Raw genomic sequence first — 12959 nt, forward strand, 5'->3', positions numbered from 1 at the left:
GACGACTACATGACCATCAGTTTCCAACGCCGGCGCCTGCTGCAAGGCAGCGCCGCTGCGCTGGGCGGCGCGCTGCTGCCGCTCACCGCCACCGTCCACGCCGCGGCCTCGCACCGCTTCGCGATCGGCGACCACGACTTCCTGCTGGACGGGAAGCCCCTGCAGATCCGCTGCGGCGAGATGCACTTCGCCCGGGTGCCGCGCGAGTACTGGTCGCACCGCCTCAAGACCATCAAGGCGATGGGCCTGAACGCGGTGTGCGCCTACCTGTTCTGGAATTACCACGAGTGGCGCGAAGGCCGCTACGACTGGGCCGCGCAGCGCGACGCCGCCGAATTCTGCCGGCTCGCGCAGGAAGAGGGCCTGTGGGTGATCCTGCGCCCCGGCCCGTACGCCTGCGCCGAGTGGGAGATGGGCGGGCTGCCGTGGTGGCTGCTGAAGCACCCCGGCGACGCCTTCCTGCGCACGCGCGACGAGGCCTACCTGGCGCCCGCGCGGCGCTGGCTGGCGGAAGTCGGACGGGTGCTCGGGCCGCAGCAGGTGACGCGCGGCGGGAACATCCTGATGGTGCAGGTCGAGAACGAGTACGGCTTCTTCGGCGACGACGTCGGCTACCTGCGCGTGCTGCGCCAGGCGTTGCTCGACGCCGGCTTCGACGTGCCGCTGTTCCAGTGCAATCCGACCAACGCCGTCGCGCGCACCTACATCCCCGAACTGTTCACGGTGGCGAACTTCGGCAGCGATCCGGCCGCCGGCTTCAAGGCGCTGGACGCCGTGCAGAAGGGGCCGCGGATGTGCGGCGAATACTATTCCGGCTGGTTCGACACCTGGGGCGCGCCGCACCGCCGCGGCGGCGTGGAAGGGGCGACGGCCGACATCGCGGCCATGCTCAAGGCGAACGGTTCGTTCAGCCTTTACATGGCGCACGGCGGCACGACGTTCGGCCTGTGGGGCGGCTGCGACCGCCCGTTCCGGCCCGACACGACGAGCTACGACTACGACGCGCCGATCGGCGAAGCGGGCTGGATCGGCGACAAGTTCGACGCCTACCGCGCCGCCATCACGCCGTTCCTGGCACCGGGCGAAAAGCTGCCGGCGCCGCCGCCGCGCATGCCCGTGATGACGATATCTCCGTTCGCGCTGGCCGAATCCGTGGCCGTGAAGTCGGCCATGCCGACCCGCGTGATCAAGGACGTGTCGCCGCGTCCGATCGAGCAGTACGACATCAGCCGCGGCCTCGTGTCGTATCGCGTCACGTTGCCGGCGGGGCCGGCGGGCGTGGTCGAAGTGGCCAGGGCCCGCGACCTGGCGTGGGTCCACCTGGACGGCAAGCCGATCGGCACGCTGGACACGCGCTACCGCCGCTACAAGGTCGACGTCCCGGCGCGCAGCAAGCCGGCCACGCTCGAGATCCTGCTCTACACGATCGCGCGCGTGAACTTCGGCGTCGAGATCCACGACCGCAAGGGCCTGCACGGCCCCGTGACGTTCACGCCGAAAGGCGGCGCCGCGCAGCCGCTGGAGAACTGGGAAATCCGCGCCATCGACTTCGACGCGGACGGCGTGCTGCCGCCGCTGGCGTTCAAGAAGGGACGCGGCAAGGGCGCCGCGTTCTTCCGCGGCGGCTTCGATACCGCGCGCACGGACGACACGTTCCTCGACATGTCGGCGTGGGGGCAGGGCGTCGTGTGGGTCAACGGCCGCTGCCTGGGACGCTTCTGGAGCATCGGCCCCACGCAGACGATGTATTTGCCGGGACCGTGGCTGCGCAAGGGCCGCAACGAGGTCGTCGTGCTCGACCTGACGGGGCCGCGCGGACAGGGACTGCCTACGATCGCCGGCCTGGCCATGCCGATCCTCGACCAGCTGCACCGCGAACGGGATTTCCCGCGTCCGCCGAGCACCGCGCGCCTGCACCTGGACGGCGTCAAACCGGTGTACGACGGCGAATTCGCGCCCGGCTCGCAGACGCAGAACGTGCGCTTCGCCGCGCCGAAGGCCGGCCGCCAGTTCTGCCTGGAGGCGCTCGACGCGTTCGACGGCAAGCCGTATGCCGCCGTGGCGGAACTGGCCCTGCTGGACAAGGACGGCAAGTCGCTCGACCAGTCCAACTGGACCATCGCCTGGGTCGACAGCGAGGAAGCCACGAAGGAAGACGGCGGGGCGCTGAACGCGATCAATGGGCAGAACAGCGACTACTGGCACACGGCGTTGAAGGGCGATGCGTACCCGCACCGTCTCGTGATCGACCTGGGTCGTTCGATGGACGTGGCCGGCCTGCGCTACGTGCCGCGCCAGGGACCGGATGGCGTCACGGGACGCATCCGCCATTTCCGCGCCTATGTCGGCGACGGGCTGGTGGTCGAACAATGAAGAATAAGGAAATCGCATGAAACGACGACACTTCATGGGCAGCGTCGCGGCAGCCGCCGGCGCGCTGGGCCTGGGCGCCGACGCCGCCGCGGCGACGGCGGCAGCAACACCGGCGGCCCACGCGCGCCCGGGCGCAGAGCGCGAGTGGATGCTCGGCCTGCTGCAAAGGATGGCCGAGCCGGTCCTCTCCGCGATGGCGCGCGGCGAACTGAAAAAACGCTTCCCGCTCGAACTGAGCCCCACCTGGGATGGCCGCAGTCCGAACGTGGCCTACCTGGAATGCTTCGGCCGCCTGATCGCCGGCATCGCGCCGTGGCTGGCGCTGCCGGATGACGCCTCGGCGGAAGGGCGCCTGCGGGCGCGCCTGCGCCAGCTCGCGCTGCAAAGCTATGCGCACGCCGTCGACCCGGCCAGCCCGGACTATCTGGGCTGGCACGCCGGCGGCCAGGCGCTCGTCGACTCGTCCTACTTCACGAACGCCCTGATCCGCGCGCCCAAGGCCTTGTGGGAACCGCTCGACGCGAAGACGAAGCAGCGCATCGTCGCCGAGATCAAGGGCCTGCGCAGCATCGAACCCCCGTACATCAACTGGATGCTGTTCGCGGCGATGAACGAGGCCTTCCTGCTGTCGGTGGGCGAACAGGCCGATCCGATGCGCACGAACGTCGCCATCCGCAAGGTCAACGAATGGTATGTGGGCGACGGCTGGATCAAGGACGGCGAGACCTTCCACTTCGACTACTACAACTCGTACGTGATGTACCCGATGCTGGTCGAGATCCTCGAAGTGCTGGAGCGGCACAACGCGCCATTCTGGAACGGCAAGCCGGCCGACCTGCGCGCCCAGGCCGTGAAACGCATGCAGCGTTATTCCGAACACCTGGAGCGCTTCATCTCGCCCACCGGCACGTATCCGCCCATCGGGCGCTCGCTCACCTACCGCACGGCCGTGTTCCAGCCACTGGGCCTGCTGGCCTGGCGCAAGCAGCTGCCCCCCAGCCTGCCCGAAGGCCAGGTGCGCGCGGCGCTGCAGGCCGTGCACGAAGCCGTGTGGACGGACCCGACCAATTTCACGAAGGATGGCTACCTGACCATCGGCTTCGTCGGCCACCATCCGGAATTGGCCGACATCTACTCCAACAACGGCAGCATGTACATCGCGTCGGAAAGCCTGCTGGCGCTCGGCCTGCCGGCGGACGATTCGTACTGGACGAGCCCATTGCAGGACTGGACGCAGAAAAAAGCCTTCGCCGGACGGCCGTTCCCGAAAGACTACGCCGTCAATTACTGAACCCGCAACGGCATGCGATATGCATCGTCCTATATGTTTATGGCATGCCAGACGGTAAAGAATCAATAGTGGTAACGATTGCACTGCTACGTACAATTATTTCGTGCGCCCCTTAAACAAATACAAGGGCGACACGTAATTCCGCGAAGACCGATGCGCGCCGCCCGTCCGTAAGCCGGACGGCATCGGCGTAAAGCCCCCGCTTTTGCGCCGTAATGCGACAACGTTACCGCTAACGCCTGTCGCATCGGGCGCATGGGTCGATCGAAAACCAAGCAGTCATATAAACGGAGCAAGGGAGATAACAGACATGGACAACAGCAGAATCTATAAAACCGTACTGGCGGCGCTGATCGCCGAACTGTGCGTGACCGCCTACGCCGGCGCGCAGACCACGACCGAGCCGGCGGCGCAGCCAGCGGACAGCTCGGTGCAGCAGGTCGTCGTCAGCGGCATCCGCGCGTCACTCAGCTCGTCGCTGATGACCAAGCGGCTGCAGGAAGGCGTCGTCGACGCCGTGTCGGCCGAGGATGCCGGCAAGTTCCCGGACACGAACATCGCCGAGTCGCTGCAGCGCGTGACGGGCGTGCAGATCCAGCGCAACAACGGCGAGGGCCGCTATATCTCGGTGCGCGGCCTGGGCCCGGAATTCAATAATGTGCTGATCAACGGCCGCACCATGACGAGCGACACGGGCGGCCGCGAATTCTCGTTCGACGTGCTGTCGTCCGACCTGATCTCGAAAGCCCTGGTGTACAAGACGTCGCAGGCCTTCCTGCCGGAGGGCGGCATCGGTTCGACCGTCGACATCCAGACGGCGCGCCCGCTGTCCGGAAAGGCCGGCCAGTCGACGGTGGTCAACGTGTCGGATTCGTACGACTCGAATTCGAAGAAGAACACGCCGAACGTCAGCGCCCTGTATTCGTACGCGAACGCGGCGAAGAATTTCGGCGTGTCCGGTTCGCTGTCGTACACGGACCGCGCATCGCGGCAATATAAAGCCCTCAACGACGCCTGGAACCTGCTGGACGTAAAGACGATCAACGGCGACCTGAATTCCAAGGGGCTGACGGCAGCGGACGTCACGACCCGTAAGCTGCTCATGCCGCAAAGCTACGGCTTCCAGAACGAAGACGAAAGCCGCAAGCGCCTCGTCGCCAACACGACGGTGCAATACAATCCGTCGTCCACCTGGAAGATCACGGCCGACGCCCTGTATTCGCGCCTGAACCAGCGCAACAACGTGATCGCCATCAGCGACTGGATGAATCCGACCCAGCTGAACGTGAAATACGACGCGAACGGCCAGGTGACGGGTTTCGATCGTCCGGGTTCGGCCTTCGTCGCCAACAATCCGGGCCTGGCCGCGGCGGGCATCCTGACCGACGCCAATTCGAACGACATGATCGTCAAGGGCGGCGACCGCCTGTCGACCACGTTGGCCTATGGCGTGAATTCGAAGTGGACGCTGTCGCCGGACTGGAAACTGGACGCCGACCTGTCGACGTCGCGCACCGCGATCGGCTATCCCGACCTGTGGATCGTGGCCGGCATGGTGCCGAAGAACGGCGACGTGCTGACGTTCGGCTCGACCCCGACCGTGACCTTCGGCGATGGCATCGCAGACCCGTCGGCCGTGCGCGCGCACGCCGTCGGCAACAACATCGACACCAACCACGACAACCTGCACGAAGGCCGCCTGAACGCGTCCTGGACGCCGGACATGGGCGTGTTCAAGGGGCTCGACATGGGCGGCGCGTACTCGCAGCGCAAGGTCGAGCACATTTCGTGGAGCGCCGATTCGTGGAACGCCTTCTCCGGCTACCACGTGTCGCTGCCGTCGTCGCTGTTCACGGTGACGCCGCTGGGCAATCCGTTCGGCGACGGCGGCGGCGTGCCGCCGAACTTCCTGAGCTTCGACCCGTACGCCTACATGGCTTACCTGAACCAGCCGTCGCTGATCCCGCAATCGAACGACCCGGCCCATTACGCCGACAAGTCGATCTATCCGAACGGCCCGATGGCGATCGACTACACGAAGCCGTCGCTGTGGGCCGTGCAGGAAAAGGTGGCGAACGCCTTCGTCGAATCGAAGTGGGAAGGCGACGGCTGGTCCGGCGACCTGGGCCTGCGTTACATGCACGTGAAATCGGAGTCCTCGGGCACCAGCCGCGTCCTGCTGTCGGCCGTGCAGAGCCCGAACGACACGACGTACATCCAGAACTGGGGCCCGATGCAGACGAATTCGGTCGGCAGCAGCTACAACGCCTGGTTGCCGTCCGCCAACGTCAAGTTCGACCTCACGTCCGACATGCTGCTGCGCTTCGGCGCATCGAAGACGCTGACCCGTCCGACGCTGGGCCAGATGGGTGTCAGCAATTCGTACGGCGGCCGCGTGGGTTATGTGACCAGCGGCGGCGGCAACCCCTACCTGAAGCCGATGCGTTCGAATAACTACGACGTGTCGTACGAATGGTATCTGTCGAAGACGAACTACGTCAGCGCCGCCCTGTTCATGAAGAAGGTGTCGGACTTCCTGGAGACGACGCTGGAGGACACGAAGGTCGCGCAGTATCCGACCGAGATCGTGCACGACACCCGCATCCGCAACGGCCAGACGGGCACGATCAAGGGCGCGGAACTGGCCGGCCAGTTTGCGTTCGATAACATCCACCCGCTGCTGCAGGGCTTCGGCGTGACGGCGAACTACACCTACGTGGATGCGGAAGCGAACCGCGATACCGACTCGGGTCCGGTGACCTGCGGCTATCCGGGCCTGTCGCGCCAGTCGTACAACGCGTCGCTGTTCTTCGAAAACAGCAAGTTCCAGGCACGGGCCAGCTATAACTGGCGCAATCACTTCTCGATCGATTGCGGCGGCGGCAGCACCTTGCCGCGCAACCGCGCGGCCTACGGCCAGACGGATGCGAGCCTGCGCTACAACCTGACCGCGCAACTGTCGCTGTACCTGGACGCCATCAACCTGACGAACGCCAAGGTGCACGAGTACGCCAACAACGACAGCCAGTTCCTCACGCTGGAAAACGACGGCCGCCGCATCAACCTCGGCCTGCGGATGGCCTTCTAAGGCTGGCGGGGCCGGAGCCTGCCGCCGCGGCGGCGCGCCGGCCCCGATCGATCAGGCTACCGCGCTCAGAGCGCGAGCCCGTTGGCCCCGCGGATCAGCGCATCGAGCGCCTGCTGGTCGAACACGGTGCCCGCGTTGCGGTCGAAGATGGCCGAGCCGTTGTTGCCCGTCCCGCCGGCGTCCCAGTAGAACGGCAGCAGGCCGTTGGCGACGGCTTGCCGCGACGCGTAGTTGAGGAAGTAGGCGCGCGAATTCAGGTGCAGTTGCAGGTTGTCGCCCGACAGCGTCGTCGAGCGGCGGATCGCGCCGAACTCGCCCATCACGACCGGAATGCCCTTGTCGACGAATTTCTGCTTCATCTTCGCGAACAGGGCGTCCAGGTCGGCTTCCTCGCCCCACGTGGCGTTGTGCGCCGTATCGGTGGTCGAGTGGTAGCCGGTGCCCCAGTAGTAGAACTGGTTGCCCCAGGTGGCGTCGGCCGTCATCAGCGTGAACTGGTACGGCGTGTAGTAGTGGATTTCCGCCATCTGCCGCGCCGTCACGGTGTCGGTCGGCATCGTGTTCATCAGGTTGTAGGTGAGGTCGATGTCCGTGCTCGGTCCCTGGACGACCAGCACGCGGTAGGCGTTCCGGCCGCCCGTCGAGCGCACGGCGTCGACGAACGTCTGGTGGTACGACATCAGGATCGCCATCTGGGTCGCGTCCTTCGCCGGCGGCTCGTTGGCGCTGGCGAACATCAGGTGTTCGTCGAAGCCGCGCAGCGTCGTGGCGATCTGTTCCCAGTACGCCTTCTGCTTCATGTTGACGGACGCCTGGGCGCTCGACGTGATGTTGTTGTCCAGCCAGCCGCCGTCCCAATGGATGTTGACGATCACGTACAGGCCGCTGTCGACGCACCATTGCACCACCTGTTTCACACGCGCCAGCCAGGCGTCGCTGATCTTGCCCGTGCGCTGGTCGGCGTACTGGTCCCAGGACGTGGGCAGTCGCACGGCCGTGAAGCCGTTCTGCTTGATCAGCTGGATCTGGGCCAGCGTGATCGGCGGATTGCCCCAGGCGGTCTCGCCGCCGATCGCCTCCAGCGAATTGCCGATGTTGATGCCGACCTTGATCTTGCCGGCCAGCGTGACCGCGTTGCTGGCCATGCCCGTCGCGTCGGCGGGCAGGGGGTTCGTGTTATAGCTGGGGAATCTGGCTTTCGCGGCTGCGACCGAGGACATCGATGCGGCCGTTTGCGTGGGACTGGCGGGGTCGGTGGCCGAGCCGCCGCTGCAGCCCGCCAGGGCCAGTGCGAGCAGCGTCGCGCTCAGGATTGCTTTGCATTTCATGGCATGTCTCCTCATTACGTTAACGTGTCGTCGTACGGGATGGTGCAAGACAGCATGGTGCGGTGGCGATGGTCGTCGGGGCGTGCGCCTCCTTTCGGGTCATTGGAAATGCGATGGGGCCGGTGCGGACCGGCCCGGGGAATTACTGGATCAGCTTGCGGTCGCGCAGCCATTCCTCGGCGCGCTGCGGCCACAGCGACGCGTCGCCGTGGCCGGCGCTCATGCCCATGCCGTGGCCGCCGCGTTCGAAGATGTGCATCTCGGCCGGCACGTGGGCGCGGGTGAGGGCCTGGAAGAACAGGATGCTGTTGTCGACCGGGACGGCGCCGTCGTCCTGCGAATGGACCAGGAACGTGGGCGGCGTCTGCGCGCTGACGCGGGTCTCGACCGACATCCGCTTCACCAGGTCCGGCGCCGGGTTCGCGCCCAGCAGCGCGTGGCGCGAACCGGCATGCGCGGATGGCGGCATCAACGTGATCACCGGGTACATCAGCAGCAGGAAGTCGGGCCGTGCGCTGACGGCGTCGAGCGCCGCGCCCGTGCGTCCGGCCGGATCGTCGAACATCGTGGCCGCGCTGGCGGCGAGGTGGCCGCCGGCCGAACTGCCCATCACGCCGATGCGGTCCGCCGCCACGCCGTAGTCGGCCGCATGCGCGCGCACGGTGCGCAGCGCGCGCAGCACGTCCTGCAGCGGGGCGGGGTGGCCGAAATCGGACAGGCGGTACTTGAGCACGAAGGCGGCGACGCCCAGGCGGGACAGCCATTGCGCGTACTGCCGGCCTTCGTGGTCGAACGCCAGGAATTCGTAGCCGCCGCCCGGGCAGATGATCACCGCCGTCCGCGCCGCGCGGCCGGACGCCGCCGGGTAATAGGTCAGCGTCGGCTGCGAGACATGGCTGATGAGCTCGCCATCGAGCTTTTCGGGACCGGGATTCGCCTTCGCGTTCGGCACGCCTTCCGGCCAGAGCGGGATCACGGTGGTCTGCGCCTGGGCGCCGGCGGCGATGAAGAAGAATAGTGTGAGCAACAGCTTGCGCATGGAGAGGCCTTGAAAAAATCCGGTGAGGAGGGATTGTGGCCATCGGCCGCCGCACGGCGCAATTATGAAATCGGCGAACGCGGCACATGATTTTTGCCGGAACCGCCCGGCGCTGCGATTTCATCCCGCGCACTCGCGATTTTCGCAATTGCCGCGCCGTGGCGATGACCGGAGAATGGTTCCCTTTTTCTCCCGAGGTAAGCCAGTGCACCGTTTCTCCACATTGAAGAAGGCGATCGCCATGTTGTACGCCGCCACCGTCTGCTGCGCCAGCGCGACGGCGGCCGAGCCGTGGATGAACACGAAGCTCCCTGCGGACGAACGGGCCGGCCTCGTGCTGCGCGAGATGACGCTGGACGAAAAGCTGAAGCTCGTCTTCGGCTACCTGGGCGCGGACCAGGCGTCGAAGAACACCAAGCGCCCGGCGCCTTCCCACGACCAGTCGGCCGGATTCGTCTACGGCGTGCCGCGCCTGGGCATTCCGCATTTGTGGGAAACCGACGCGGGCCTCGGGGTGGCGAGCCAGGGCGGCCCGAACGTGCGCTACGCGACGGCGCTGCCGTCCGGCCTGGCCACGGCGGCCACGTGGGACGTCGCCACGGCGTACGCGGGCGGCGCCATGATCGGCGCGGAAGCGCGCGCCTACGGCTTCAACGTGATGCTGGCGGGCGGCGTCAACCTGCTGCGCGAGCCGCGCAACGGCCGCAATTTCGAATACGGCGGCGAGGACCCGCTGCTGGCCGGCCGCATCGTGGGCGCGCAGATCAAGGGCATCCAGTCGAACCACGTCGTCTCCACGCTGAAGCATTTCGCGCTGAACGACCAGGAATCCGGCCGCACCACCGTGAACGTGCGGATCGACGACGCCGCCGCGCGCATGTCCGACCTGCTGGCGCTGCAGATCGCGTACGAAGCCGGCGATCCGGGCGCCGTCATGTGTTCGTACAACCGCGTGAACGGCGTCCACGCGTGCGAGAACGCCCACCTGCTGAACGAGGTGCTCAAGGACGACTGGGGCTTCGCGGGCTGGGTGATGTCGGACTGGGGCGCCGTCCACAGCACCGTGCCGGCCGCGAATGCAGGGCTGGACCAGCAGTCCGGCATGCCGTTCGACGTGTCCGACTACTTCGGCGCGCCGCTCAAGGAAGCCGTGTTGAACGGCTGGGTGCCGCGCACGCGCCTGGACGACATGGCGCGCCGCGTCCTGCGCTCGATGTTCGAACACGGCGTCGTCGACCATCCGGTGGCGCCGGCGCCGGACACGATCCCTTTCAAGGCGCATGCCGCCGTGTCGTTGCAGGACGCGCAGGAAGGCATGGTCCTGCTCAAGAACGACGCGCATGTCCTCCCGTTGAATGCGGCCGTCAAGCGGATCGCCGTGATCGGCGGCCATGCGGACAAGGGCGTGCTGGCCGGCGGCGGCTCGTCGCTCGTGTACCCGGCGGGCGGCAACGCCGTGCCGGGCATCGCGCCGACGACGTGGCCCGGTCCCGTGATGTACTACCCGTCGGCGCCGCTGGACGCCATCCGCAAGCGCGCGCCCGGGGCCACGGTCACCTATGCCGACGGCGCCGACCGCGCGGCCGCGGCCCCGCGGGCGCGCGACAGCGACGCCGTGATCGTGTTCGCGACCCAGTGGACGGGCGAAGGCATGGACGTGCCCGACCTGGCGCTGCCCGACCGCCAGGACGCCCTCGTCGCGGCCGTGGCGGCGGCCAACCCGCGCACCGTGGTCGTGCTGGAAACGGGCGGTCCCGTCACCATGCCGTGGCTGGCCGACGTGGGCGCCGTCCTCGAAGCATGGTATCCGGGCACGAGCGGCGGCACGGCCATCGCGGACATCCTGTTCGGCATCGTCAATCCGTCCGGGCATCTGCCGGCCACGTTCCCGGCCTCGGAAGCGCAGTTGCCGCGTCCCGCGCTGGACGGCTTTCCGTACGTGGCCGACCGCCGCTTCGAGACCGATTACCACGAAGGCGCGGCCGTCGGCTACAAGTGGTTCGACCTGAAGGGCCTCAAGCCCCTGTTCCCGTTCGGGCATGGCCTGTCGTACACCGACTTCACGCTGTCCGGCCTTGCCGCCGACGTGAAGGACGGCATCGTGCACGCCGCGTTCACGGTGACGAACACGGGCAAGGTGGCGGGCCGGGAGGTGGCGCAGGTGTACGTGGCGCCCGTCGAGGCGCACTGGGAAGCGCCCAAGCGCCTGGCCGGGTTCGTGAAGGTGGACGTGAAGCCGGGCGCCGGCGTCGGGGCATCGGTGACGGTCGATCCGCGCCTGCTGGCCGTCTTCGACGCCACGGCGAAGACGTGGAACGTGGCAGCGGGCGACTACCGTGTCATCCTCGCGGCCAGCGCGGCGGACGCCAAGGCCGTCGCCACGACGGTGCACCTGGACGCGGCCGTGTACGACGTGCGCGGCAAGCTTCTGCGCGCGCGGACGGCGCCGTGAGCGCGGAGCGCCACCGCGTTGTGTAAGTGCAACGCGGCGGCGCCGCGGCGGGGAAACCGCGACCCGGCGAGAGTGGGTGTTATGATTCCAGCGACGTCCCCATCAGAGGTGACGGACCGGAGACAATCACCCACCATGCCATATGCAAGAGTTTTATAAGAAGGCGCTGCTCGCGTTCATTCTCATCGTGCTCGCGGATGCGCTGCTGGCGGCCATACTGGTCGAGCGAAGCTATCTGTCGGCGTCGATCCTGCCCGGGAGCGGCCATGCCGGCCGGGACGCGGTGCGCTGGCGCCGCGGCTTCACCACGGCCCCGTGGGCCTGGAACGCGGGCGTCATCCGCGTCGACGACGCGGCCTCGGACCAGCTGCGCTTCGACCTGAACCTGCCGGCGACCGGCGGGGACCCCAGCGTGTCCGCCGACCTGCTGGCGGTGGACGACAAGGACAAGCCTGCGCTGGCGGACCTGTCGACGTACAGCACCGTGTCGTTCGTCGCCCGTTGCGCGCCCGCCAATTCGATGGTGTTCATCGTGTCGATCTACGACGAACACATGTCGAAGCCCGGCAACTTCCTGACCTATCCGCCGGCCCTGACCTATTTCTCGTGCAACGAGGCCGGCGTGCCGGTATCCCTCGACCTGACCCGCTTGACGGTGCCGGAGTGGTGGTTCGAAACGCTGCACCGCGACCTGTCGCACCAGGACTTCAAGCTGGACCGGGTCGCGCGGCTCGTGTTCGGCGTGACGTCGCAGAGCCCGCGCGGCGTTCCGTCCCACGTGGAGATCGGCAAGCTCACGCTGCGCGGCCGCGATTACCGCTACCTCGCCTGGCTGGCCGGCATCGTGGCGGCGGGCTGGATCGCGTTCGGCATCTGGTTCTTCCGCGCCCATGCGCGCGCGACGATCGCGGGCCTCGATGCGCAGCTCAAGAAAGACCTGCCGCTCGTGGCCTACCGCCAGCTCACGCTGGAACCCTACCGCGACAAGGAAAAGGCGTCGGTCCTGCGCTTCATCGCGACGAACTACACCAATCCCGAACTGGACCTGGAGGCCGTCGTCGCCGCGACCGGGACGAACCGCACGAAGGTCAACGACGTGCTGAAATCGGAACTCGGCATGACGTTCACCAGCTACCTGAACAAGCTGCGGCTGACGGAGGCGGCGCGGCTCCTCACCGAGCAAAGCGGCACGGCCGTCGCGGAGATCGCGTACTCGGTCGGGTATGCGAACGTCTCCTATTTCAACAAGCTGTTCAAGGAAGAATACGGCTGCACGCCCAAGGCGTTCCGCACGCTGGCGACCCAGCAGGAGCAGGGCGCCGGTCCCGTCCAGGAACCCGCGGCTCCCTAGCCGCCGGCCTCTCCGGCCGCACGACCTTCCATCCCGC

At 67.2% G+C, this 12959-nt stretch carries 7 protein-coding genes; 5 read left to right on the forward strand and 2 right to left on the reverse strand.

Going from position 1 to position 12959, the window contains the following annotated elements; genetic code table 11:
- Positions 1 to 9 precede the first annotated feature (9 nt).
- The 3 genes from ACEN9Q_RS07700 (at position 10) to ACEN9Q_RS07710 (ending at position 6752) form a co-directional block, all read left to right on the forward strand.
- Positions 10 to 2373, forward strand: coding sequence for a beta-galactosidase (locus ACEN9Q_RS07700; RefSeq protein ID WP_495627918.1), 2364 nt, complete (start codon positions 10 to 12; stop codon positions 2371 to 2373).
- Between the two features lie 16 nt (positions 2374 to 2389).
- Positions 2390 to 3664 carry a DUF2264 domain-containing protein gene (locus tag ACEN9Q_RS07705; protein ID WP_495627919.1) on the forward strand — a complete coding sequence of 425 codons (1275 nt, stop codon included), beginning with the start codon at positions 2390 to 2392 and terminating at the stop codon, positions 3662 to 3664.
- A gap of 310 nt (positions 3665 to 3974) precedes the next feature.
- Positions 3975 to 6752: a TonB-dependent receptor gene (locus ACEN9Q_RS07710; RefSeq protein ID WP_056442763.1), complete on the forward strand. Its 2778-nt coding sequence runs from the start codon at positions 3975 to 3977 to the stop codon at positions 6750 to 6752.
- Positions 6753 to 6817: 65 nt separating this feature from the next.
- On the opposite strand, the gene ACEN9Q_RS07715 is transcribed toward ACEN9Q_RS07710, so the two are convergent.
- A complete protein-coding gene (locus ACEN9Q_RS07715) occupies positions 6818 to 8080 on the reverse strand; it encodes a glycoside hydrolase family 5 protein (RefSeq protein ID WP_495627920.1) in 1263 nt (420 codons plus the stop codon).
- Positions 8081 to 8222: 142 nt separating this feature from the next.
- Entirely contained in the window at positions 8223 to 9119 is an 897-nt protein-coding gene (locus ACEN9Q_RS07720) for an alpha/beta hydrolase (protein ID WP_056442767.1), read from the reverse strand.
- Between the two features lie 241 nt (positions 9120 to 9360).
- Here ACEN9Q_RS07720 and ACEN9Q_RS07725 point away from each other — a divergent pair, with 241 nt between their 5' ends.
- On the forward strand, positions 9361 to 11571 hold the full coding sequence (locus ACEN9Q_RS07725; RefSeq protein WP_495628925.1) for a glycoside hydrolase family 3 C-terminal domain-containing protein: 2211 nt from the start codon (positions 9361 to 9363) through the stop codon (positions 11569 to 11571).
- A 142-nt stretch (positions 11572 to 11713) separates the two neighbouring features.
- On the forward strand, positions 11714 to 12922 hold the full coding sequence (locus ACEN9Q_RS07730; RefSeq protein WP_495627921.1) for a helix-turn-helix domain-containing protein: 1209 nt from the start codon (positions 11714 to 11716) through the stop codon (positions 12920 to 12922).
- Positions 12923 to 12959: the final 37 nt, after the last annotated feature.

The organism is Massilia sp. Masssp93 (genome assembly GCF_059491295.1).

Excerpts from the sequence above, each read along its gene's own strand:
- ACEN9Q_RS07700 (WP_495627918.1), top strand. The coding sequence starts at position 10 with ATGACCATCAGTTTCCAACGCCGGCGCCTGCTGCAAGGCAGCGCCGCT.
- ACEN9Q_RS07705 (WP_495627919.1), top strand. The coding sequence starts at position 2,390 with ATGAAACGACGACACTTCATGGGCAGCGTCGCGGCAGCCGCCGGCGCG.
- ACEN9Q_RS07710 (WP_056442763.1), top strand. The coding sequence starts at position 3,975 with ATGGACAACAGCAGAATCTATAAAACCGTACTGGCGGCGCTGATCGCC.
- ACEN9Q_RS07715 (WP_495627920.1), bottom strand. The coding sequence starts at position 8,080 with ATGAAATGCAAAGCAATCCTGAGCGCGACGCTGCTCGCACTGGCCCTG.
- ACEN9Q_RS07720 (WP_056442767.1), bottom strand. The coding sequence starts at position 9,119 with ATGCGCAAGCTGTTGCTCACACTATTCTTCTTCATCGCCGCCGGCGCC.
- ACEN9Q_RS07725 (WP_495628925.1), top strand. The coding sequence starts at position 9,361 with ATGTTGTACGCCGCCACCGTCTGCTGCGCCAGCGCGACGGCGGCCGAG.
- ACEN9Q_RS07730 (WP_495627921.1), top strand. The coding sequence starts at position 11,714 with ATGCAAGAGTTTTATAAGAAGGCGCTGCTCGCGTTCATTCTCATCGTG.